The following is a 21387-nucleotide window of genomic DNA, read 5'->3' as shown; positions in this document are numbered from 1 at the left end:
CGCGGGGCGTCAAAGGCGGTGCCGCTTCATGCGTGAACGGCGCCAGTTGTGAATCCATCCTCTATCGGGGCCGTAGTTGCAGGCAATCCTGCACAGGTACGAACGCCGACAAGATGGCTTACGGAGTCAGTCATGAATCTGATTGAAAAACTCGAGCAGGAAGAAATCCAGCGCGTGCTGGGCGAGAAGACCATCCCCGAATTCGCTCCCGGCGATACGGTGATCGTCAACGTGAACGTGGTTGAAGGCAACCGCAAGCGCGTTCAGGCATACGAAGGCGTCGTGATCGCAAAGCGTAACCGCGGTCTGAACTCGTCGTTCATCGTTCGCAAGATCTCGTCGGGCGAAGGCGTCGAGCGTACGTTCCAGACGTACTCGCCGCTGCTGGCAAGCATCGTGGTGAAGCGTCGCGGCGACGTGCGTCGCGCGAAGCTGTACTACCTGCGCAACCTGTCGGGCAAGAAGGCTCGCATCAAGGAAAAGCTGGTGTCGAAAGACCGCGCAGCTGCTCCGGCCGAGCAGGCGTAAAAGCTGTAAGAAAAAGCACCCCTCGGGGTGCTTTTTTGTTTTTGGTCGCAAAATACGTAGATGTGCCTGAATCCAGAGTCAGCCGTTGATCCGTCCAGTATTTGAACCCGAAAGCCTGCCGATCGAATCGACGGGCATCGACCTGCCTCCTGTCGCCGCCGGCCGACTCACGCCCGACGGCCTGCGCGCGCGTTTCGAGCAGCGCTTGCCGTGGGATCCGGAGCCCCAGGAGGCGCGCGTGGCCGAGATTCGCGATCCGCGCGAAGCGGCCGTGCTCATGCCGATCGCGATGCGGCCCGGCGGCCTCACCGTGCTGCTCACGCAGCGCGCCGACAACCTCAGCAACCACGCCGGCCAGGTGAGCTTCCCGGGCGGCAGCCGCGAACCCGCTGACGCCACGCCGATCGCCGCCGCGCTGCGCGAGGCGCAAGAGGAGGTGGATCTCGATCCCGCGCGCGTCGAGGTGCTGGGTGCGCTGCCGGACTACCTCACGGGCACGGGTTTCAAGGTGACACCCGTGGTGGGCCTCGTGCACGAGCCGTTCACGGTGATCGCCGATTCGCTCGAAGTGGCGAGCATCTTCGAAGTGCCGCTCGACTTTTTGATGAACCCCGCGCATCACCAGGTGCGCGTGCTGCGCTGGGAAGGCGGCGAGCGCCGCTTCTTCGCCATGCCGTATCCGCAGGCAGGTGATGGCGTGAGCGGCACGCACTTCATCTGGGGCGCGACGGCGGGCATGCTGCGCAACTTTTATCGTTTTCTGCTCGCCTGACGCAGAGCGTTTTTGCGATGCGGCAGGCGCCGCGTCGTGGCGCGCGGCGCGGTTTCGCCTCGCAAGATCCTGCTCGACCGCGTTCCGCTGTTGTGTCTTTGCAGCCACTTGCTCAGGCACATCTGGCCCTGTGATATCGTTGCAACAATTTCTGAAAACCCCTTTTGCAATCCCACTTGCACGGCGCGTGGCATGACTTTCTTCTCCGTATTGCTGGCTCTCGTCATCGAACAGGTGCGGGCGCTTTCGCCCAATAATCCGGTGACGGCGCTCCTGCGCCTCAATGCGGACTGGGCCGCGCATGGCTTCGACGCGGGCAAGAAAAAGCACGGCGTGATTGCCTGGCTCGTGGTGGTGGTGCCCTGGACGGTGGCCACTGCGCTGATCTACTACGTGCTTTATCGCATCAGCTTCGTGCTGGCGTTTCTCTGGAACGTGGTGGTGGTGTACTTCACGCTGGGCTTCCGGCAGTTCAGCCACTATTTCACCGACATTCACCTTGCGCTGAACAACGACGACGTGCCGCGCGCGCGAGAGATCCTCACCGAATGGACCGGCATCGACGCCGTGGACATGCCCGTGAGCGAGATCGTGCGTCATACGCTCATTCACGCCGTGGTGGCCTCGCACCGCCACGTATTCGGCGTGTTCTTCTGGTTTCTCGTGCCGATCGGGCCGGCGGGCGCGGTGTTGTACCGGATTGCCGAATATCTGGCGCGCGCATGGTCGCGTCCCGCCGACGACCGCACCGAGGCCTTCTCGGACTTCGCACAGCATGTGTTCTTCGTGATCGATTGGGTGCCGGCGCGACTGACGTCGCTGGGCTTTTCGATCGTCGGCAATTTCGAGGACGCGATCTACTCGTGGCGTAACCATACGAACCAGTGGCCCGACACCAACGAAGGCGTGCTGCTCGCGACCGGCAGCGGCGCGCTGGGCGCGCGTCTCTCGGGGCCGCTCGCGGAGCAGTCGAGCGTCGACGCACTGGCCCAGCCCGGCGAGGGCGATCCGTACACGGTTGGCGACGACTGCACGCCGCGCACGCTGCAATCGGCGGTGGGCCTCGTGTGGCGCGCGGTGATCCTGTGGATGATCCTGCTGCTCATGCTGACCATTGCCGTCTGGATCTGAACGGTCCTGGCGCCTGGCGCACAAGGTACAACGGCTCGCGATCAGCGAGCCGTGTTTGTTTCTGCGTGCGCCAGAGCGGTTTCATTCATCGCGCGGATCACGTTCGCGGCCGCATTGCCAGCACACCGTGAATTGCGCTTCCAGTGTTTCGCCGCACTGTGGGCAGCGCCACGATGGCGCGCCGGGTGGCGGGCCTTTGGTGGCGTCGGCGATCAGCTTGCGCGCAAGGGTTTCGTCGCGTTCGTCGGCGAGCCAGATTTCCGGCGCGCATTGATCGGCGGGAATCTCGCCCATCGCGCCGCTCAGATAGCGGTTGTGCAACTCGCATGGCACGCCGGCAGCTTCGAGGATATTCATCCAGTGCTGGGCGATGACCCCATTCGGCGCGCGCGCGAGCCTGATCATAGTGGTATGGGGAGAGAGCGTCAGCGCACGATCTGGCTGATCTCGTGCACGAGTTGCGCATAGAGCGCGTGGCGCTCCGGCGCGACGCGGCCGTCCTCCACCGCGTCGAGCACCGCGCAGCCCGGCTCGTGCAGATGATGGCAGTTGTAGAAGCGGCAATGCGCGAGCAGCGGGCGGAACTCGGGGAAGGCGCGCTCGAGCGTGCCTTCGGTGAGGTGGTAGAGCCCGAATTCCTGGAAACCCGGCGAGTCGATCAGCGCGCCTCCTTCGGGAAGTGTGTAGAGACGCGTGAACGTCGTGGTGTGGCGGCCGCTGTTGAGCGCCGTCGAGATCTCGCGCGTGGCGGCCTCGGCGTCGGGAATCAGCAGGTTCACGAGCGTCGATTTACCCATGCCCGATTGCCCGAGCAGGATCGTCTGATGGCCGTGCAGATGCCTGGAGAGAATCGCGTGCGCCTCTTCGGGATGCTGCTTCTCCGACACTTCCAGCACCGTGTAGCCTAGCGCCCGATAACGCTCGAGCCGCTGGCGCGCGAGCGGCAGCGCCGCTTCCAGGTCGATCTTGTTGAGCAGGATGATCGGCGTCAGGTCGTTGGCCTCGGCGGCCACCAATGCGCGGCCGAGCAGGTCTTCGCTGAAGTGCGGCTCGGTGGCGAGCACGATCAGCAACTGGTCGAGGTTGGCCGCGAACAGCTTCGACTTGAACTGGTCCGAGCGGTACAGCAGGTTGCGCCGCTCGCCGATCGCGACGATCACGCCCTGGTCCGCCGAAGTCGATTGATACTCGACGCGGTCGCCCACCGCGACCTCGCTTTTCTTGCCGCGCGGGAAGCACTGCAGCGCTGCGCCGCCGCCGTCGGGCGCGACCAGGTAGTGGCGCCCGTGCGCCGCAATCACGACGCCGTGCAGCGTCGCCCCCGTGCCTGCCTGTGCTGCTTGTGCCATGCTGCCGGCGGCTTTCGTCGCGCGCCGGTTCATGCGTGCGAGAGCAGTCGATCGATCCGCTGCGAAGCCGGCGGATGCGAGTAGTAGAACGCGGTGTAGAGCGGGTCCGGCGTGAGCGTGGACGCGTTGTCCTCATACAGCTTGACGAGCGCGTTCACGAGGTTCTGCGCGTCGGTCTGCGTGGCGGCGAAGGCGTCGGCCTCGAACTCGTGCTTGCGCGAGCTGAGGCTGCTGAGCGGTGTGACGAAGAACAGGAACACCGGCACGGCGAGGAAGAACAGCACGAGCGCGAGCCCGTCGTTGCCGCCGAGCAGCGACGGCCGCACGCCGAGGCCCTCGTAGAACCACACGCGCTGGGTGAGCCAGCCGAGCACGCCGAGCAGCACGAGGCTGATCGCGAACGTGACTACCATGCGCTTGATCACGTGGCGGCGCTTGAAATGGCCGAGCTCGTGCGCGAGCACGGCCTCGATCTCGCTGCCCGAGAGGCGCGCGAGCAAGGTGTCGAAGAAGACGATGCGCTTGGCGGCGCCGAAGCCCGTGAAATAGGCGTTGCCGTGCGCGGAGCGGCGGCTGCCGTCCATCACGAACAGGCCCTTGGCCGCGAAGCCGCAGCGCTGCATGAGCGCTTCGATGCGCGAACGCAGCGCCTCGTCGCGCAGCGGCTCGAACTTGTTGAAGAGCGGCGCGATGAAGGTCGGGTAGAGCACCAGCACGAGCATCTGGAACGCGACCCAGACCACCCACGTCCAGAGCCACCAGAGGCTGCCGGCCTGCTTCATGAGCCACAGCACCACGAAGAGCAGCGGAATGCCGAACAGCGCGCCGATCAGCAGGCCCTTGATGCGATCGGCGAAGAAGATGCGCCGCGACATGCGGTTAAAGCCGAAGCGCTCCTCGATCACGAACTGGCGGTAGTAATCGAGCGGCAATTCGACGATGCCGCTCACCGCGAGCACGGCGGCGACCAGCGCGATCTGCCCAACGTAGTCGCGTCCGATCAGGTCTGAAATGCCGAGGTCGATCGCCTGCACGCCGCCGAGCAGCGTGAGCGCGATCAGCACGACCGCGGAAAGCACGATTTCGATCATGCCGAGGCGCGTGCGCGCGACCGTGTAGTCGGCGGCGCGCTGGTGCGCGGCAAGCGGAATCGTCGCCGCGAACTGGGTGGGGACTGCGCCGCGGTGAGCGGCCACGAAGCGGACCTGGCGCGAGGCGAGCCAGAGCTTGGTCACCACCATGGCCAGCACGGCGACAACGAAAATCACGCTGAAAGTCAGCGCGGGGGACAACGCAGTTGATGAGGTCGGCATCCGGGGAGTCCGTGGTATCTATGCGACAATTATATGTTCTCGGCGGCCCGGCCATGGCATCCCCGCCAAGGGCTTGCTTCCGGCGTGCGGGCCGCGCCTGTATGGCGCATGAGCGCCGCTTCTCAACCCGCATTCAACCCGCATTCAACCGCTCCAGGCTGCTTCACATGACTGATATCACTTCTGCCGACCCGGCGGGCCAGGCGACTCCGGCGATGGAGCGCACCGACATGAACTTGATCTGGCTCGACATGGAGATGACGGGGCTCGATCCCGACAACGACCGGATCATCGAAATCGCCGTGGTGGTGACCAATTCCACGCTCGACAAGATCGTCGAGGGGCCCGTGCTGGCGATCCATCAGCCCGAAGCCGTGCTCGACCGCATGGACGAGTGGAATCGCAACACGCACGGCCGCTCGGGCCTGACCGAGCGCGTGCGCGCCTCCACCGTGACCGAGGAAAGCGCAACGGAGCAGATTCTCGCGTTTCTCTCACAGTACGTGCCGCCGGGCAAGTCGCCGATGTGCGGCAACTCGATCTGCCAGGACCGCCGCTTCATGGCGCGCTGGATGCCTGCGCTCGAGCGCTTTTTCCACTACCGCAATCTCGACGTGAGCACGCTCAAGGAGTTGTGCCGCCGCTGGCAGCCGACTATCTACAAGGGCTTCCAGAAGCGCGCGATGCATACGGCGCTGGCCGATATCCACGAGTCCATCGACGAGCTCAAGTACTACCGCGAGCATTTCCTGATTCCGTCGGCGGGCGTGGCGGCGCAGTAAGGAAGAGGCGCCCGCAGGCGCGGGCGCCGCACGAGCAGACAGTACCCCGGACAGCAAGCAGGGCAGATTACGCGCGCGGCGCTCGCTGTGCGTTCTTGGGCCGGAACGCCGCGACGACGTTCGGATCGGTTTCGATATACGGCCCGCCAATCAGGTCGATGCAGTACGGCACCGCCGCGAAGATGCCCGGCACCTTCGTCGCGCCTTGCTCGTCGCGCAGGCCTTCCAGTGTTTCCTTGATCGATTTCGGCTGACCCGGCAAGTTGATGATGAGCGCCGCGTGATCGTCCGCGCCGCTGCCCGTTTCGCGGATCACCGCCACCTGGCGCGAAAGAATCGCCGTGGGCACGAAATTCAGGCTGATCTGGCGCATCTGCTCGCCGAAACCGGGCATTTCTTTCGTGGCGACCGCGAGCGTCGCTTCGGGCGTCACGTCGCGGCGCGCGGGGCCGGTGCCGCCCGTGGTCAGCACGAGGTCGCAGCCGAGGCCGTCCACCAGCGCCGTGAGCGTGGCGGAAATGGTGGCCGCGTCGTCGTGGATCAGGCGCGTTTCGGCGCGCCACGGCGACTTCAGCGCGTGGCCGAGCCACTCCTTCAGCGCCGGAATGCCTTTGTCCTCGTAGACGCCGCTGGTGGCGCGGTCGCTGACCGACACGAGGCCGATCACCAGTTCGTCCGGGTGGCTGCGCTCAGGCTTCGTCATTTTCGCGGTCCTCTTCATCGCTCGCGTGCTCATCGGCATCGTCGGCGCCCTGGGCGCTCACGTCCTTGATCCACTGGAACAGCTCGCGGAAATACTTCGGCGGGCGTGCCTGCTCCTGCTCGCGCCGCGCGTTGCGAATCAGCGTGCGGCCTTCCTGCGGGTCGGCGGCCGGGTGCTGGCGGATGAATTCGGTGAGGGCGTCGTCGCTGGCGAGCAGCTTCTCGCGCGTGCGCTCGATCCAGTGCAGGCGCGCCGTGGCGGCCTTGTTCACGCCGCGGTGCTCGTCGAGCGCGGTGCGCAGCGCGGCGACTTCGTCCTCGCGCAGGCCGCGCATCATGCGGCCCACGTACTGGAGCTGGCGGCGCTTGCCTTCGTGGTCGGTGATGCGGCGCGCCTCGTGGACGGCGTCGGCGAGGTCTTCCGTCATGGGCATGCGCTTGAGCGCGTCCTTGGGCAGCTCGACGAGCGCCGTGCCCAGCTCCTGGAGCGCGGTCATCTCGCGCTTGAGCTGCGACTTGCTCGGGCGATCGTAGCCGTTGTCGTCGTCGTTGCCCTGTTGGGCGGCAACGTCGTTCATGGGTTGAATGCGGGTTTTGCGTTTCATGACGCGTATTGTAGCGTGCGCGCGCTGTCGGATCGGCGCAGGGTTCGGCGCGCCTCGGGCAGTCGTGGGCCATGCGGCTGCGGTACGCGTTCGCATACCTTGCTATGATCGCGAAACGCGCTTCTTTACAGAGCTTTGGCGAGGCGCATGATCCGATACCCCCGACACACGACAAGCGGGCCGCTCCGGCCCGAAACCGGACCGTAACGACAATGGCTGCAGACATCGAAGCCCGGCAACGATTTTTCCCGCATACCCAGGACGAGCTGAAAGAGATCGCGTCGGACATTCTCCGTCACGCGAAGGCGCTCGGCGCGAGCGACGCCGCGACGGAAATCTCCGAAGGCGATGGCCTGTCGGTTTCCGTGCGGCGCGGCGAAGTCGAGACCATCGAGCACAACCGCGACAAATCGGTCGGCGTGACCGTCTACGTCGGCAACAAGCGCGGCAATGCGAGCACCTCGGACTTTTCCGCGCAGGCGCTCAAGGACACCGTGGCGGCGGCCTACAACATCGCGCGTTTTACCGCGGACGACGACTGCGCCGGCCTCGCCGAAACCGACCTGCTGGAAACCGCGCCGCGCGACCTCGATCTCTATCACCCGTGGAGCCTCACGGCCGACGAGGCCGTCGAGATCGCGCGCCGCGCCGAAGACGCCGCGTTCGCCACCGACCGCCGCGTGACCAATTCGGAGGGCGCGAGCGTTTCGGCGCAGCATTCGCAGTTCGTGCTCGCCACCTCGGGCGGCTTCATGCACGGCTACCCCTACTCGCGCCATTACATCGCGTGCGCGCCCATCGCGGGCACCGGCCGCAGCATGCAGCGCGACGACTGGTACACCTCGCGGCGCAGCGCGAGCGAGCTGGCCTCGCCGGAGGCGGTCGGCCGCTATGCCGCCGAGCGCGCGCTGTCGCGCCTGTACGCGCGCGGTCTCGACACGCGCAAGGTGCCGGTGCTGTTCGAGGCGCCGATCGCGGCAGGCCTGCTCGGCGCGTTCGTGCAGGCCACCAGCGGCGGCGCGCTCTACCGCAAGACCTCGTTTCTCGTCGACAGCCTCGGCAAGCCGGTGTTCGCGCCGCATATCCAGGTGGTCGAAGACCCGCACGTGGCGCGCGCCGCGGGCAGCGCGCCGTTCGACGAGGAGGGCGTGCGCACGCAACGGCGCGAAGTCGTGAAGGACGGCGTGGTGCAGGGCTACTTCCTGTCGTCGTATTCGGCGCGCAAGCTCGGCATGCAGACGACTGGCAACGCGGGTGGCTCGCACAACCTGCGGCTGGAAAGCTCGCTCACGAACCCCGAGGACGACTTCGAAGAAATGCTCAAAAAGCTCGGCACGGGCCTGCTGCTCACCGAGCTGATGGGGCAGGGCGTGAATTTCGTGACGGGCGACTATTCGCGCGGCGCCTCGGGTTTCTGGGTCGAGAACGGCAAGATCCAGTATCCGGTCGAGGAGATCACGGTGGCGTCGACGATGCAGGAGATGTTCCGCCACATCGTCGCGGTGGGCGCCGATACGCTCGCGCGCGGCACGCGCCAGACCGGCTCGGTGCTGATCGAGCGTATGACGGTGGCGGGGCAGTAAGCGGCTTTTCCGCAGGCTCAATGCACAACGGCACGCCTTGGCGTGCCGTTTGTGTTTTTGCGTGCGTGTTTTCGACGCTCAACACTACGCCCAGTCGCGCCGCTCGTAAGTGACGAACGCGAAATCGAAGTCGTTGGGCGGATTCGCGTGCAGCGTCTCGCGCGCCGTTTCGCGCCAGTGTGCGGGATCGGGCGCGGGGAGGGTGGCATCGCCTTCGAAGTCGGTGGCGATCTCCGTGACGATCAGCTTGTGCGCGAGCGCGATGCCCTCGGCGTAAAGTTGCGCGCCGCCGATCAGGAACGCTTCGGGCGCCTGGTCTTGCGCCGCGAGCGCGAGCGCGGCTTCGAGGCTCGTGACCGTGTCGCAGCCGGGAAAGCGCCTGGCAGCGTCGCGCGTGACGACGATGTTGCGGCGGCCGGGCAGCGCGCGGCCAATCGATTCATGCGTTTTGCGGCCCATCACGATGGGCGCGCCCATGGTGGTGCGCTTGAAGAAGGCAAGGTCCTCGGGCAGCCGCCAGGGCAGCTCGTTGTCGCGGCCGATCACGCCGTTGCGGGCGCGAGCGACGATCAGGGTGAGCGTCGTCATCGAGTCAGTCGAAGTGCGTTGGAATGGAAAAGCCAGTTGCACCGATTTTACCCGACGGCCTCATCGCCTCCGTACCCGTGGCGTCATGCCGAAGGCCCGATTGGCCGGTCCGGCTGATTCTCCGCCTCGCCGTCGAAGATCGTTTTCTCGTCGCGCAGGCCGTGCGTGCCCATGAGCCGGTAGAGCGTCACGCGCGAGATGCCGAGGTCGGTGGCCGCTTCGGTCAGGCGATGGCGATGGCGCAGCAGCGCCGCCTCGATCGCGCGTTTTTCCGCCGACTCGCGCGCCTCGGCGAGCGTCACGGTCTGCTGCGCGGTGAACTGATCGAGATCGAGATCCCCGGCCGAGATCAGCTTGCTTTCCGCCATCACGATCGCGCGCCGCACGCGGTTGATAAGCTCGCGCACGTTGCCGGGCCAGTTGTAGTTGTACATCGCCTCGATGGCATCCGGCGTGAAGCCGCGGATCCTGCGCGCGCTGTCCTGCTTGAACTTGTGCAGCACGTGGTGCGCGAGAATTTCGATGTCCTTGCCGCGCGCGCGCAGCGGTGGCTCGTCCACGCGCAGCACGCACAGCCGGTGAAAGAGGTCGGCCCTGAAGCGCGAGTCGCGCATCGCCGCTTCGAGATCGACGTGGGTGGCCGAAATGATGCGCACGTCCACGGGAATCTGCTCATGGCCGCCCAGGCGCTCGATCTTGCCTTCCTGGAGAAAGCGCAGCAGGCTTGCCTGGCTTTCCATCGGCAGGTCGCCGATTTCGTCGAGAAAGAGCGTGCCGCCGTTGGCCGCCTCCACGCGCCCGATCTTGCGCTGATGCGCGCCCGTGAACGCGCCGCGCTCGTAGCCAAATAGTTCGGATTGCAGAAGATGATGCGGGATCGCGCCGCAATTGATCGGCACGAACGGCGCCTTGCGCCGCGCCGAGCGCTCGTGGATCGCGAGCGCGGTGAGCTCCTTGCCGGTGCCCGATTCGCCCGAGATGAATACCGTTGCGTCGGTGTTCGCCACCTTGCGGATGGTGCGAAAGAGCTGCTGCATCGCTTCGCAGGTGCCCACCATTTCGTCTTCGTCCGCGCTTGCGGCCGACGCCGGCGCATTGTCGAGATCGCACAGCGTGACCATGCCGAACGCGTGGCTCACGAGGTAGTCGAGCGTAGCCGGCGCGACCGGCAGATGCACGTAGTCGAAGCAGTAGTGGCGGATCAGGCGGCGCACTTCGGGGTCGGTGAGACGCTTGGCGTCGGTGAGGGCGATCCAGCCGACCTGTTGCAGCCGCAGCACCGCTTCGAGCGCGGCCAGGTCGCGCGCGGTGAAGCTGGTCAGATCGACGATGCCCGCGCAGGTCGGCTCCGTTTTCACGAGCCGCGTGGCTTCGGGCGCGCTTCTCGCCGTCGCGACGTCCCAGCCGCGGCTCTTCAGATACGCGCCGAGTTGCGCGTCCGGCATTCGGGCGACGTACAGCAGCATGCGGTCGATGTCGGCAAGCGGCCCGCCATCGGGGCCGGGCGTGCATTCAGGCGTGCGCGCGGCGGCGTCGAGTCCGCGTTGCCCGGTTGCCGTCGCGCCCTCGGCCGTTGCCTTCGCTGTGGCCGGATGCGGCGGCGCGCCCGCCATGGGTAGCCGCGGGCCGGCCCCGGCTAGAGGTGTCACGGTAGCGCCCAGAGGGGAAGAATCACGCACGATCGGCCTCGTCTTCATCAGAAGGTGTAGGGGAACCGCAGGCCGACGACGAAGTTCGGCGCATCCGGCGTGAGGCCGACCGACACCACGCCGTTGATCGTCAGGTGCTTGTTGACCACGTGATTCAGGCCGAAGTTGAGCACCGACGCCGTGGTCTCGCTGCCCGGCACGCCGGTCCAGCTGCCGCCGGGCGCCTTGGTCTTCGACTGCGGCTCGATGGCCATCGTGTAGGAGATGCTGGCCGAGTCCTTGTCGGAGAAGGCGAGCGCGACGCCGCCCCCGAACTGGATGATGTCGCCGAGCTTCACCTCGGCCGGCTGCGTTTGCCCGACGACCGACGAGATATCGGAGAACGAGCGCGCGATGTTGTACGTGTACGAGAAGCTGCCGAACAGCACGACCGGGTCGTAGGTCTTCAGCACCGAGACGCCGGCCGTGACGTTCCAGAAGCCGGTGCCCGTAGGCAGCTTGCTGGGCGCGACGAGGTTGGTGTTGTCGGGCGTGAGCTGCACCACTTTGATGCCGAACGGCGAGGTTCCGGTGTCCGTCTTCACGCGCAGGCTGCCGACCACGTCGGGCAGGCTATTGGTCTCCTTCAGGAATTGGTAGTAGATCCCGAAGTTCACGTCGCCGATCGCGTGCGAGCTCACGGACGCATCGGAGAGCGTGTTCGCCGCGCCGCCCGCGCCGCCCACGATGAAGCTGCTATGGCGGTAAATGTACGGGACGTCGACGTCGATGCTCATGCGGTCGGTGATGCCGTACCGCGTGTCGAGATCGGCCATGAGCTGGTGCGACTTCGTCTGGCCCAGATTGATATTGCCGAGGAAGATCGCATCGAGCGCGAGGAAGCCTGAGAGCTGCAACTGGCGCCGGTCGTAATAGGTGTCGCTGATGCCCCAGTCGAGCGTGAGCTTGTGATCGAAGAGCGGGGCATGTTCGCGCTGCACGACTGCTTGCTCGGCCTCGGTGCGGGTGGGCGCGGCGCTCTTTTGCGTCTGGCCCACGGTCGGGTTCGCGCCCGTGTTGTCCCCCGCATTGACGCCGACCGGCGCGCCTTGCTGTGGCCCGCTCGCGGCGGACGAACCGGTGGCGCCCGTGGCCGGGCCGCTCTCGGGCGAGGGCGGGTTCACCGGCACACCGGTGGCGGTGCCGGTGAGGGAGCCTGGGGCGGTGGCGCCGGGCAGCGCTTGCGCGAGCGGCGGCAGCGGCACGGGCAAGCCGTCCGCGCCGGGCTGGTCGGCGACGCTCGCGCTGTCGCCGGCGGCCGGCGCACCCGCGCCCGGCATGCCGCGCCCGCGCTGCGCCATTTCGAGGTTCGTGACCTGGCGCTCGAGAGACTGGATTTGTCGCTGCTGCTCGTCCACCACGCGCATCAGCGTGTTGAGACGTTCTTCGACAGACTGGCTTTGCAGCGCCTGCGCGTGGGCGGTTTGCGCGAGCGCGAAAAGCAGGACTGCTGCTGGAATGGCGGCCAGCGTCAAACGCGGCGCCGCCGTCGGGTACGACGTGCTCATTCTTTTCCCCCCGGATCGAAAGTCGATGCACGACAGAGCACGAAGTTCTGCGCCCGCATCGTCGATACGCTTGCTCGATATTGCTTCACGCGTTCTGGCGGTTCGCGTGCTGGTCTCCTGCCGGTGTCTCCCTGTGGCGGCCGTCGATGGCGGTCGGCGGCATCTTGTTGCTGAAATCAGGCGGCGCTTTTTTAGCGGGTGTTGCGTAGAGCCTGTAATACGCCGGCCTGCCGGATCATTTGCGCGCTCAACTGCTGCGTCTGCAAACTGAGCTGCAACTGGTTTGCGACTTGCTGGTTGTTGCCCGCGACCTGGAGCAACTGGGCAATGGCGCCCGCCTGCTGCGCGCTGCCGGGCATGATGTTCTGCGTCGCCATGCCGGCGGGCGTTTGCAGCGTGACGTTGATGCCGTTGCCGCCGAATGCGATGCCGGCCTTGATGGTGCCGTTCGCGTTCGAAGCCGCTGCGCTCGTCTGGTTGCCTCCCGCCATGCCGGCGATCTGCAGCGCGTGGCTGTAATCGATGGTCGCGGCGTTGGAGCCGACGTTGTTGTTGCCCGCGACCTGGGTGATCTGCGATACGCCGTTGACCGACACGTTCTGGCCGCCCGAGGCCGAGGCGTTCGGCGTGGCACCGCTATTGCCCGGGTTCGTGCCGCCCGGCATCGGGTCGGTGACGCGTGCGCTGGTTTGCACGCTCGCGCTCAGATGGTTGGCCGTGTTCTGCGAGACGGCGAGCGCGCCTTGCGCGACGGCGCTGGCGCCATTGGGCAACTGCCATTGCGACAGCACGCTGAGCACGAAGCCGGAAATCATGTCGCTGCCGGCGAACTTGCCGGTTTGATGCGCGAGCACCTCGTCGTCGACGAGCTCGCAGCGCACGGGCTGCGCGTCGGGGCCGCCCGCTGAAAGAAATGCAGGCACGGCCGCCTGGGTGGCGGCGAGGCTTTCTGCTGCGCACGCATTGCCCGTACAAGCGCAGGCGAGCGCGCAGACACCTGCCGCGATGCCACACTGTGAGAGGTTGCGTTTCATGGCTATTCAGGACTTCAGAACATCAGGGCCTTGTCGAGGCCGTATTCGAAGAAAGGAGTCGGCGCCGTGCCGTTGAGCAGGGCGTTCTCGCGCAGCTTCAAGGCGATCGACTCGTTGTTCTGCAACAGCGGAGAATCCTCCCGAAACGGTTTGCCGAGCACGGCGAAGACGAGGCCGTTCCACGTCTTCGCGAAGTCATCCTCGGCGACGATGCGGTTGCCGAGCGCGGGGTCCGCAATGAAGATGCGGTTGTTCTCGGCATGCTTGACGATCACGAAGTGCTCGTAGCCCCCGATGTTCATGAGGACGAGCACGGGAATCTGCAAGTGATAGAGCGCGTCGGTATTGACGCGAAAGCCCCGGCCGCGCAGGCCGATCGTTTCGACGAACTTCTTCATGTCGAGCATGGAGAAGCCGTTCTTCACGACCACCTCGGGGGTGGAGAACACCATCATGCGCCGGATCAGTTCCGGTTCGGGAATGTCGATGCCGTAGCCGTACTTGAGCAGCGTCGCGAGCGCGGCCGCGCCGCAGCTGTAGTCGTATTGCTGCGTGACGACGCTGTTGTAGCGAATCTCGCGCATCGAGCGGACCGGCAACTTGATCGGCACGCCGATCAGGTGGGTCGCGTCGATGCTGGTCTGCGCCTGGCAAGGCATCCACGCCGCAGTGGCGGCGAGCGCCAGCGCGACGGCACATGTTCTTGACGCCGGGGACGAAACGGACCCGGACATGGTGGTCTCCTGCATCGGGTTTGCGCGCCAGCCGCTGTGTGACGGCGGCCGGCGCGTCGGGGTACAGCTTGCAACTACCTGGATATCAGGACTGCGTATTGATGCTCGGGCCTTGCCTAGTGGCCGTTGCTCATTGCCGCGATGGCCATGCCGTTGTGCTGCAGGTTGCCGATGCCGCCGGCAATGTTCACGCCGATGTTGCCGCTGGCATTGGCGAGCGTGCCGGCGCCGAGGCTAGCCGTACCCTGGAACTGGCCTGTTGCCGTCATGCCTGCGTTCTGCACGTTGTTGTCAGTCGCGACCATCGCCGTGGTCTGGGCGGAACCGGCGTTCTTGGCCGTCGTTACGGAGCCGGCGAGGCTGTTGTTCTGCGCGTTGCCGATACCCGAAGCGACGTTCACACCGACATTGCCCGAGACGCTGGCGAGCGAGCCGTCACCCACCGAAGCGTTGAGGTTGAAGTTTTTCACATTGGCTGTGCCAGCGGACGCTTGATTATTGAAAATCTGAGCGTTACCGAACACATTGCCCACATCGACCGAAGCGAGCGCGACGTCATTGCTTTGCGCGTTGTTGATGCCTTCGGCGATGTTCACGCCCAGGTTGCCCGTCACTCCGGTTGCTGCGTTGTTGCCGGTGTTGGCGTCGAGCGTGGCGGCCTTGCGGGTGTCGATGTGATTCGTCACCCAGCCGGTCGTCGTATCGTCGACCGTCTTCATCGTGTCGTTCACGCTGTAGCCTGACGTATGCCTTTCTTCCGTGGCTCTCGCGTAAGCCTGCGAGTGCGAGTGCGAGCTGCTGCTCGATTCGCTGAAGTGGTGATTGTACGTATTGCTGGAGTTGCTCGACTTGCCGCTCGTGCCGTTCGCATAGGCGGAGACCGCGGCGCTGCCCGTGCCGTCGGCGTAGGCCGTGTTCGCGTTGGTCGAGCTGTTGCTCGTGTTGCGGTTGTTGGCCGTCGACCACGTGCTCGCCGTTGCGGTCGAGTCGCTGTTGTTATGCGAGTTGCTCCTCGTGTGCGACGAGCCTTCGGACCCGCTCGCGGCGAAAGTGGCCGAGCCGTTCAAGAAGTTGCCGGTGCGCGTCCACGAGGCGCCGACCTGGACGCCCGCACTGCCGTTTTGCGAATGCGTCGAGGTGTTGCTGCCGACGCTGTCGTACGAGTGGCTGTGATTGCTGTGGCCCGTGTCGCTATAGGTGCTTGCGGTCGTCGAATTGCTCGTGTTGCCGCTGTCGGTGGCGACGTGATAGTTGGCCGCGATGCCGGCGTTGAAGGTCTTGCTGAAGCTCGAGTTGCGCGACGAGGTCGTCGCGGTCCATGCGCTCACGTCGTGCGTCTTCGACGATGCGCTCATCGACTGCGAAGCGGATCCTTCGGCGAAGTACGAGGTGCGGTAGCTCGAATTGGTGCCCGTGCCGACCTTGCTCCAGTTGGTGTCGTTGTAGTGGGTCGTCACGTTGCCGAACTGGTAGCTCTGGGCTTGCGGAAGCAGCGTGCCGCCACCCGTGTTCTGCGTGTTGTTGATGACCGCGCCTGCCGTGCTCGAGACGGCGACGCATCCGAACAGTCCGACAAAGCCTTCGATGCCCACATATTCGGTCACGCCGGTGGCGTTGAAGAGGAAAGCGGTCTTGGGGCCTGCGAAAGCGGAACCAGCCGCCGTCGCGAGGACTGCTGCTGCGATGAGGGTGCGCTTCATGTTTCGCTCCGATACTAGTGGTCAGTTAAAAAAGAGTGCCCGCCGGGGGACGGAGCACAAAACTGTTTGCCGTGACGTTACCGGCGCCGGCTGTCTGGTTCACCTGTACGAGGCCCGTTGCATTCCTGAAGGCCGCACCGTCGATGCGTACCTCACGAATGCCGCGCGTCTCGCCTGTCTGGTTGCCCATACCGCCGTTCGTCGCGCTGGCGGCGGACAGTTCGCCGTCCGATACCATCGCGACTCCGAGCACACCAGTGGCGATCTGCGCACTGTTGCGCTGGATGTTGCCCACGCCCGCCGACTGATTCACCATCATGGCGCCGGACGTGTTGGAGAAAGCGCCCGAGCCGATCAGCGCGGTGGCGTTGCCGAGCCGCGCGCGCGTCGAGGCGCCTTGTTCATCGAGATTCACATTGGCGACCGAGCCGCCGCTGGTGATGGTCAACTGGTTGGCCTGGGCGTTGTCGAGCCCGGCCGCTTCGTTCACGGCGAGCGCGCCGGTGGTCGAGGTCGCCGCGTTCGGCGCGATCACGGCGGTCGCGCCTACGTCGACCTGGGCTTGCGCGGTCGTTGCGAGCGCCGCGAGAGAGGCGGCGAGCGCGACGGCTTCCAATGCTCGCGGAATGTTCCGGGCGGGTGTGCGGCGGCTCATTTCATGCTCCCGATCGCGCCCAGTGCGCTCGTGATCGGCGCGATGGCACCGGTGACCGTGGAGGAGATCGTGCCGCCCAGCCCGCCGACGGCCTGGGCGCTGCCGCCCGCGCCGAGCGCCGAGTTCGAGCCTGCCGGGTTGCCCACGAGAACGCGGGTGATGGCCTGCACGCCCGCGGCTTCGCCGGCTAGCGCGCCGCTCGTGTTCACGCCGGAATTGCCATGCGCGTTGGTGAGGTCGGTATCGTTCACGAGCGTCGCCATGGTCGGGTCGAAGGTGTTCTTCGGGAAGGTGGTGGCACGCACCCGCACGGGGTCCTGGCTCTTCGGCACGGCGGCGAAGGCGCTGCGCGGGGTGATGTCGCGCTCGACGATGATGTCGCCGGGATTAGTTACCTGCTGTGCGCTGACGCCTGCCGCCAGCGCCGCAGCGAACGCGGCGCTCAGGACGGCGGCGAGCCGGGCGGAGTGCCGGCGCGCAGCTGGCGTCTTCAAGCGAACGATCATGACTGTCTCCGTCTCTGTTTCCGGCGCGGCGCGCATTGGGCGCCACCTTCGAACCACGTTGTGGCCGGCACGGGGCCGGTTCGGCGAAAAGCGCGTTGTCTGCCGCGTTCTTTCCGTTACTTCCGGATGTAGCTGGCGGTGTTTCCCTGTGCCACCTGGCCGGCGTCCACCGGAATCGGCAGCGGAGCGGGCGGGGCGATTTCGTCCCACAGCGTCACGCCATTGCCGCGCATGAGCTGCGGCGTGGCGGCGACCATCACCATGCCCACGGCGCCTCCGTGCTGGCGCGCGAGCGTCTGGTCGTCGATGGCGCCCACGCCCGCGAGCGCCGGATCGTCCCCAGCGGGGCCGGGATCGGCGGCGAGCGTGCGCGTGCTCATGTCGGCGCTCAAGTTCTTGCCGCTGGCGCCGTAATAGGAGTCAGGGGCCATGCTCATATCGAGCGTTGCGCTCACCAAGGCCGCGTCTGTTGCAGGAACGACATTGGAGTTCGCCGCGACCACACTCGCCCTCGCCACATCCGCAGCGGTTTGTGCGCGCGCCGACGGCGCGAAGGCGAAGAGCACGGCGGGAATCAGCACGGCGGCCAGCATGCCGCACGGGCCGGCCACACTGCGCCTGATGTTTGAAGAAATGAGTCGCATGGCGTATCTCCTGGTGCGAGACATTTAGCGAAACGTGTGCCATGCCACGCAATCCGTTGATACGTCGCGGGTTGGAATATTTTCTACGGATTTTGAATAGTGGATTTTCGCAAAAACGTTTCAGTGCTGAAACGTCGGGCTGGTTTAAACGCCCGGAATTCGCTGGAACGTTTCAAAGAAAACGTTTGCGCGACCTTTTTTTCGTAATCCGGGGTGCTCGGAAAACAGTGCGGGAGCAAGAGAATGGAAACATCCGCAATTGATGTTCTGTGACAATTCGGTGGCCGCGCAATGGAAACCTTTCCATTGCGCCCTTATCAATTCGCGCCGCATATTTTCTATCCAACACCCCGGTGCATATAGTAAGCTTCAGAAAAACAAGTAATACAGATAACAAAGGCCCTGTAAGGGCCAAGTTGACCACACGCCGCAGTTCGGGGATTCACTGTCCGCAAAAGCCCCTATGCTCGCCCGCGTTTAATTGCGCCTGGCGAATGGTTTCTTTTGCGGCGTGTCTGTACATCAGGTGCGTGCCGTCATTTCGCAACGATGTGTTGGCAAGAGGATCTGAATAATGGAATCCGCAACGCGGCAATTGGTTTACGTGACGCGCAGTCCGAATGAAGCGCTGAACGAGCGGTTCCACGAGCGCGGCTGGCAGGTGGAGATCGTCGGCAACGCGCGGGACGCGCGGCGCGCGCTGCGCGCGGGTTCGCCCGCGGGCGGGTTGCTCGATTTATCCAGCGAATTCCATCTGCATGAGATCGGTGCCTTCGAGCCGTGCCTGACGTTGCCTAACGTCGGCTGGGTGGCGGCGACCACCACCGGTCAGTTGCAGGACGCCAATTTGCGTCGTCTCGTGCGCGATTACTGTTTCGATTACGTAACGGTGCCGTGGAGCGGCGAGCGCATCGTCGATTCCGTGGGCCATGCCTATGGCATGGTCACGCTTTGCGAGCGTGCCTCGAACGACCATTCGGGTGGCGCGGAAGGCGAAATGGTGGGCTCGTGCGAGGCCATGCTCGCGCTCTTCCGCTCGATCCGCAAGGTCGCGATGACCGACGCGCCGGTGTTCATTTCGGGCGAGTCGGGCACCGGCAAGGAACTCACCGCGGTTGCCATTCACGAACGTTCGTCCCGGTGCAATGCGCCGTTCGTGCCCATCAATTGCGGCGCCATTCCGCCGCATCTGCTGCAGTCGGAGCTATTCGGCTACGAGCGCGGCGCATTCACGGGTGCGAGCCAGCGCAAGACCGGGCGCGTGGAAGCTGCCAACGGCGGCACGCTTTTTCTCGATGAAATCGGCGACCTGCCGATGGAAAGCCAGGCGAGCCTGTTGCGCTTTCTTCAGGAAGGCAAGATCGAGCGGCTGGGCGGCCATCAGTCGATGCCGGTGGATGTGCGCATCATCTCCGCCACGCACGTGGACATGCGCGCGGCTATGGTCGACGGGCGCTTCCGCCAGGATTTGTATCATCGCCTGTGCGTGCTGCAGATCGACGAGCCGCCGCTGCGCGCGCGCGGCAAGGACATCGAACTGCTCGCGCGGCACATGCTCGAGCGCTTCAAGAAAGACGGCGGGCGGCGCCTGCGAGGCTTTTCTCCCGATGCGATTGCGGCGCTGCATAACTACAGCTGGCCGGGCAACGTGCGCGAGCTCATCAACCGCGTGCGGCGCGCGATCGTCATGTCGGAAGGGCGTGCGATCACGGCGCGTGACCTGGAACTCGGCGATTACGTCGAGGTGGTGCCGGTCTCGCTCGCGCAGGCGCGCGAGGCCGCCGAGCGCCAGGCCATCGAACTCGCGTTGCTGCGCCATCGCGGGCGTCTTGGCGACGCCGCGCAGGAACTGGGTATTTCGCGCGTGACGCTGTACCGGCTGTTGTGCGCGCACGGCATGCGGCATATGGAGAGCGATCCGCTCGCGCCGCATTCTGGCGGGCTGATTTCGGGGGGCGGGGCTTGAAGGTGACCGAAGGTGGTGATCTGCAGCAGGCCTCGCTGAGGGGACCATAAAACGGCTGCGCAAAAAGCAGCCGGACAAGCGCTGACGAAGCAGGCGACCAAGAGCCGGATACGGCCATGAGGGTGCTGGACGGTTCAGAAGGGTGCAGGGGTGCAAGACGGGTTCGCGCGGGGGCGCGGGTTCGTGCGGCAGGCGGCTCGCGTGCGTGGGCCGCCTTGTCCGCGTGGCTTGCGCCAGCATGCGTTGATTCGTGCGGCCCGGGTTCGCCGATGACGAAATGGTGGATTATTTATGCATCATTTGCTAACGAATTTTCCACACCGCTGCCACGCTATTCTGCGTGTCGATTTTTCTCCGTTGCTTTTGCCACAATAACGTCTTCTGTGCGGCGCATTAATTTTTTATTTCCCGCTTTGAAGAAATAATGCGAATTGCATAAACATGTTATGCCAATACGGCCGTGTCGTTGCGCGCCTTCCTGCTCGTTCCCCGGTTGTTCTGCGCTGCTGAGCCATTGGGCCCGATCTGCCGTTTGCCCGCTTGCTATAGAATCTCGCTTTTGAATCCGCATCGGGTGCGCTCGCGCGCCCGCTCAGGGAAGCGCGCATGAAACAGTATCTCGAGCTCGTCCGCTCGATCCTCGACACCGGCACCTGGCAGGAAAACCGTACCGGCATCCGCACGATCAGCATGCCGGGCGCAATGCTGCGCTTCGACCTGCAACAGGGCTTCCCCGCTGTCACGACGAAAAAGCTGGCGTTCAAGTCCGCGGTGGGCGAGCTGATCGGCTTCTTGCGCGCCTCGCGCAGCGCGGCGGATTTCCGCGCGCTCGGCTGCAAGGTCTGGGACGCCAATGCGAACGAGAACGCGCAGTGGCTGGCCAATCCGTATCGCCGCGGCACCGACGATCTGGGCGACGTCTACGGGGTGCAGTGGCGCCAGTGGCCCGCCTACAAGGTGCTCGACGCCGACGCGAGCGCGCAGCTTGCCGACGCGCAGTCCCGCGGCTTTGCGCGCGTGAGCGAATTCAGCGAGGACGGCCGCCCGAAGGTGCTGCTCTACAAGGCGGTCGACCAACTGCGCCAGTGTCTCGACACGATCATGAATAATCCCGCCGATCGCCGGATTCTGTTTCATGGCTGGAACCCGGCGGTGCTCGACGAGATCGCGCTACCCGCGTGCCATCTGCTCTACCAATTCCTGCCGAACGTCGCGAAGCGCGAGATCTCGCTGTGCCTGTACATCCGCAGCAACGACGTCGGGCTCGGCACGCCGTTCAATCTGACCGAAGGCGCGGTGCTGCTGCATCTCGTCGGCCGCCTGACCGGCTACACGCCGCGCTGGTTCACGTACTTCATCGGCGACGCGCACATCTACGAAAATCAGCTCGGCATGCTCAACGAGCAGTTGCGCCGCGAGCCCTATGAGAGCCCGCGCCTCGAGATCGCCGCACGCGTGCCCGAGTACGCAAAAACCGGCCTCTACGAGCCCGAGTGGCTCGAAAAAGTCGAGCCGTCGGACTTCTCGCTGGCCGGCTACCGGCACCACGATCCGCTTACCGCGCCAATGGCGGTGTAGCGTGCCGCTGTAGTGCCAACG

21 protein-coding genes are annotated in these 21387 nt (G+C 65.3%); 7 read left to right on the top strand and 14 right to left on the bottom strand.

The annotated features are described in order from the left end of the window. Window positions 1–132: 132 nt before the first annotated feature. From rplS to P5W98_RS10180, 3 genes are all read left to right on the top strand, one after another. Window positions 133–528 (top strand): 50S ribosomal protein L19, encoded by a 396-nt coding sequence (gene rplS, locus P5W98_RS10190; protein ID WP_035522529.1) that lies wholly within the window; start codon window positions 133–135, stop codon window positions 526–528. An 85-nt stretch (window positions 529–613) separates the two neighbouring features. After that, on the top strand, window positions 614–1300 hold the full coding sequence (locus tag P5W98_RS10185) for a CoA pyrophosphatase (RefSeq protein WP_421024428.1): 687 nt from the start codon (window positions 614–616) through the stop codon (window positions 1298–1300). A gap of 192 nt (window positions 1301–1492) precedes the next feature. Further along, window positions 1493–2431: a CobD/CbiB family protein gene (locus P5W98_RS10180; RefSeq protein WP_421024427.1), complete on the top strand. Its 939-nt coding sequence runs from the start codon at window positions 1493–1495 to the stop codon at window positions 2429–2431. 81 nt (window positions 2432–2512) lie between these two features. Here P5W98_RS10180 and P5W98_RS10175 read toward each other — a convergent pair whose 3' ends face one another. The 3 genes from P5W98_RS10175 to P5W98_RS10165 are packed head-to-tail and all read right to left on the bottom strand — an operon-like array spanning window position 2513 to window position 5093. Next, on the bottom strand, window positions 2513–2833 hold the full coding sequence (locus P5W98_RS10175; RefSeq protein ID WP_421025246.1) for a DUF2007 domain-containing protein: 321 nt from the start codon (window positions 2831–2833) through the stop codon (window positions 2513–2515). A gap of 23 nt (window positions 2834–2856) precedes the next feature. Further along, on the bottom strand, window positions 2857–3813 hold the full coding sequence (rsgA, locus tag P5W98_RS10170) for a ribosome small subunit-dependent GTPase A (RefSeq protein WP_421024426.1): 957 nt from the start codon (window positions 3811–3813) through the stop codon (window positions 2857–2859). Then, on the bottom strand, window positions 3810–5093 hold the full coding sequence (locus tag P5W98_RS10165) for a M48 family metallopeptidase (protein ID WP_421024425.1): 1284 nt from the start codon (window positions 5091–5093) through the stop codon (window positions 3810–3812). Before P5W98_RS10165 ends, rsgA begins: the two co-directional genes overlap by 4 nt. Before the next feature lie 167 nt (window positions 5094–5260). On the opposite strand from P5W98_RS10165, the gene orn reads away from it, so the two are divergent. Next, entirely contained in the window at window positions 5261–5875 is a 615-nt protein-coding gene (orn, locus tag P5W98_RS10160) for an oligoribonuclease (protein ID WP_421024424.1), read from the top strand. Between the two features lie 67 nt (window positions 5876–5942). Here orn and mog read toward each other — a convergent pair whose 3' ends face one another. Continuing rightward, a complete protein-coding gene (gene mog, locus P5W98_RS10155; protein ID WP_421024423.1) occupies window positions 5943–6578 on the bottom strand; it encodes a molybdopterin adenylyltransferase in 636 nt (211 codons plus the stop codon). Continuing rightward, window positions 6565–7182 (bottom strand): ribosome biogenesis factor YjgA, encoded by a 618-nt coding sequence (yjgA, locus tag P5W98_RS10150; protein WP_421024422.1) that lies wholly within the window; start codon window positions 7180–7182, stop codon window positions 6565–6567. The genes mog and yjgA overlap by 14 nt, the downstream gene beginning before the upstream one ends. 212 nt (window positions 7183–7394) lie before the next feature. On the opposite strand from yjgA, the gene pmbA reads away from it, so the two are divergent. After that, complete coding sequence (gene pmbA / locus P5W98_RS10145) at window positions 7395–8765, top strand: metalloprotease PmbA (RefSeq protein WP_421024421.1); 1371 nt, start codon at window positions 7395–7397, stop codon at window positions 8763–8765. Between the two features lie 84 nt (window positions 8766–8849). Here pmbA and P5W98_RS10140 read toward each other — a convergent pair whose 3' ends face one another. From P5W98_RS10140 to P5W98_RS10100, 9 genes are all read right to left on the bottom strand, one after another. Continuing rightward, a complete protein-coding gene (locus P5W98_RS10140; protein WP_421024420.1) occupies window positions 8850–9353 on the bottom strand; it encodes a dihydrofolate reductase in 504 nt (167 codons plus the stop codon). Between the two features lie 83 nt (window positions 9354–9436). Next, entirely contained in the window at window positions 9437–10966 is a 1530-nt protein-coding gene (locus P5W98_RS10135; RefSeq protein WP_434662546.1) for a sigma 54-interacting transcriptional regulator, read from the bottom strand. Window positions 10967–11049: 83 nt separating this feature from the next. Further along, entirely contained in the window at window positions 11050–12549 is a 1500-nt protein-coding gene (locus P5W98_RS10130; protein ID WP_421024418.1) for a hypothetical protein, read from the bottom strand. Window positions 12550–12740: 191 nt separating this feature from the next. After that, the gene (locus P5W98_RS10125) at window positions 12741–13583 is read right to left on the bottom strand and encodes a peptidase C39 (protein ID WP_421024417.1); all 843 of its coding nucleotides are present in this window, start codon (window positions 13581–13583) and stop codon (window positions 12741–12743) included. Between the two features lie 14 nt (window positions 13584–13597). After that, window positions 13598–14317: a C39 family peptidase gene (locus P5W98_RS10120; RefSeq protein WP_421024416.1), complete on the bottom strand. Its 720-nt coding sequence runs from the start codon at window positions 14315–14317 to the stop codon at window positions 13598–13600. 116 nt (window positions 14318–14433) lie between these two features. Then, window positions 14434–16017 carry a hypothetical protein gene (locus P5W98_RS10115; protein ID WP_421024415.1) on the bottom strand — a complete coding sequence of 528 codons (1584 nt, stop codon included), beginning with the start codon at window positions 16015–16017 and terminating at the stop codon, window positions 14434–14436. 25 nt (window positions 16018–16042) lie between these two features. After that, complete coding sequence (locus tag P5W98_RS10110) at window positions 16043–16672, bottom strand: hypothetical protein (protein ID WP_421024414.1); 630 nt, start codon at window positions 16670–16672, stop codon at window positions 16043–16045. Continuing rightward, the gene (locus P5W98_RS10105) at window positions 16669–17178 is read right to left on the bottom strand and encodes a hypothetical protein (RefSeq protein ID WP_421024413.1); all 510 of its coding nucleotides are present in this window, start codon (window positions 17176–17178) and stop codon (window positions 16669–16671) included. The genes P5W98_RS10110 and P5W98_RS10105 overlap by 4 nt, the downstream gene beginning before the upstream one ends. A 116-nt stretch (window positions 17179–17294) precedes the next feature. Further along, on the bottom strand, window positions 17295–17822 hold the full coding sequence (locus P5W98_RS10100) for a hypothetical protein (RefSeq protein WP_421024412.1): 528 nt from the start codon (window positions 17820–17822) through the stop codon (window positions 17295–17297). 574 nt (window positions 17823–18396) lie between these two features. On the opposite strand from P5W98_RS10100, the gene P5W98_RS10095 reads away from it, so the two are divergent. Together P5W98_RS10095 and P5W98_RS10090 are read left to right on the top strand one after the other, a co-directional pair. Beyond that, on the top strand, window positions 18397–19788 hold the full coding sequence (locus P5W98_RS10095; protein ID WP_421024411.1) for a sigma-54 dependent transcriptional regulator: 1392 nt from the start codon (window positions 18397–18399) through the stop codon (window positions 19786–19788). A 606-nt stretch (window positions 19789–20394) separates the two neighbouring features. Continuing rightward, window positions 20395–21366, top strand: coding sequence for a thymidylate synthase (locus P5W98_RS10090; protein WP_421024410.1), 972 nt, complete (start codon window positions 20395–20397; stop codon window positions 21364–21366). Window positions 21367–21387: the final 21 nt, after the last annotated feature.

The sequence above is a fragment of the Paraburkholderia sp. A1BS-2L genome, assembly GCF_051125205.1.
Classification (GTDB): Bacteria; Pseudomonadota; Gammaproteobacteria; order Burkholderiales; family Burkholderiaceae; genus Paraburkholderia.
The sequence above is the reverse complement of the archived record's forward strand: the minus strand, read 5'-3'. Positions and strand labels throughout refer to the sequence as shown.

What these genes read in the sequence shown, in the direction of transcription:
- pmbA (WP_421024421.1), top strand. Translation starts at nt 7,395, where the DNA reads ATGGCTGCAGACATCGAAGCCCGGCAACGATTTTTCCCGCATACCCAG.
- P5W98_RS10165 (WP_421024425.1), bottom strand. Translation starts at nt 5,093, where the DNA reads ATGCCGACCTCATCAACTGCGTTGTCCCCCGCGCTGACTTTCAGCGTG.
- rplS (WP_035522529.1), top strand. Translation starts at nt 133, where the DNA reads ATGAATCTGATTGAAAAACTCGAGCAGGAAGAAATCCAGCGCGTGCTG.
- P5W98_RS10135 (WP_434662546.1), bottom strand. Translation starts at nt 10,966, where the DNA reads ATGGCGGGCGCGCCGCCGCATCCGGCCACAGCGAAGGCAACGGCCGAG.
- P5W98_RS10140 (WP_421024420.1), bottom strand. Translation starts at nt 9,353, where the DNA reads ATGACGACGCTCACCCTGATCGTCGCTCGCGCCCGCAACGGCGTGATC.
- P5W98_RS10110 (WP_421024414.1), bottom strand. Translation starts at nt 16,672, where the DNA reads ATGAGCCGCCGCACACCCGCCCGGAACATTCCGCGAGCATTGGAAGCC.
- P5W98_RS10115 (WP_421024415.1), bottom strand. Translation starts at nt 16,017, where the DNA reads ATGAAGCGCACCCTCATCGCAGCAGCAGTCCTCGCGACGGCGGCTGGT.
- P5W98_RS10180 (WP_421024427.1), top strand. Translation starts at nt 1,493, where the DNA reads ATGACTTTCTTCTCCGTATTGCTGGCTCTCGTCATCGAACAGGTGCGG.
- yjgA (WP_421024422.1), bottom strand. Translation starts at nt 7,182, where the DNA reads ATGAAACGCAAAACCCGCATTCAACCCATGAACGACGTTGCCGCCCAA.
- P5W98_RS10125 (WP_421024417.1), bottom strand. Translation starts at nt 13,583, where the DNA reads ATGAAACGCAACCTCTCACAGTGTGGCATCGCGGCAGGTGTCTGCGCG.
- mog (WP_421024423.1), bottom strand. Translation starts at nt 6,578, where the DNA reads ATGACGAAGCCTGAGCGCAGCCACCCGGACGAACTGGTGATCGGCCTC.
- P5W98_RS10105 (WP_421024413.1), bottom strand. Translation starts at nt 17,178, where the DNA reads ATGATCGTTCGCTTGAAGACGCCAGCTGCGCGCCGGCACTCCGCCCGG.
- P5W98_RS10130 (WP_421024418.1), bottom strand. Translation starts at nt 12,549, where the DNA reads ATGAGCACGTCGTACCCGACGGCGGCGCCGCGTTTGACGCTGGCCGCC.
- P5W98_RS10120 (WP_421024416.1), bottom strand. Translation starts at nt 14,317, where the DNA reads ATGTCCGGGTCCGTTTCGTCCCCGGCGTCAAGAACATGTGCCGTCGCG.
- P5W98_RS10095 (WP_421024411.1), top strand. Translation starts at nt 18,397, where the DNA reads ATGGAATCCGCAACGCGGCAATTGGTTTACGTGACGCGCAGTCCGAAT.
- P5W98_RS10100 (WP_421024412.1), bottom strand. Translation starts at nt 17,822, where the DNA reads ATGCGACTCATTTCTTCAAACATCAGGCGCAGTGTGGCCGGCCCGTGC.
- rsgA (WP_421024426.1), bottom strand. Translation starts at nt 3,813, where the DNA reads ATGAACCGGCGCGCGACGAAAGCCGCCGGCAGCATGGCACAAGCAGCA.
- P5W98_RS10090 (WP_421024410.1), top strand. Translation starts at nt 20,395, where the DNA reads ATGAAACAGTATCTCGAGCTCGTCCGCTCGATCCTCGACACCGGCACC.
- orn (WP_421024424.1), top strand. Translation starts at nt 5,261, where the DNA reads ATGACTGATATCACTTCTGCCGACCCGGCGGGCCAGGCGACTCCGGCG.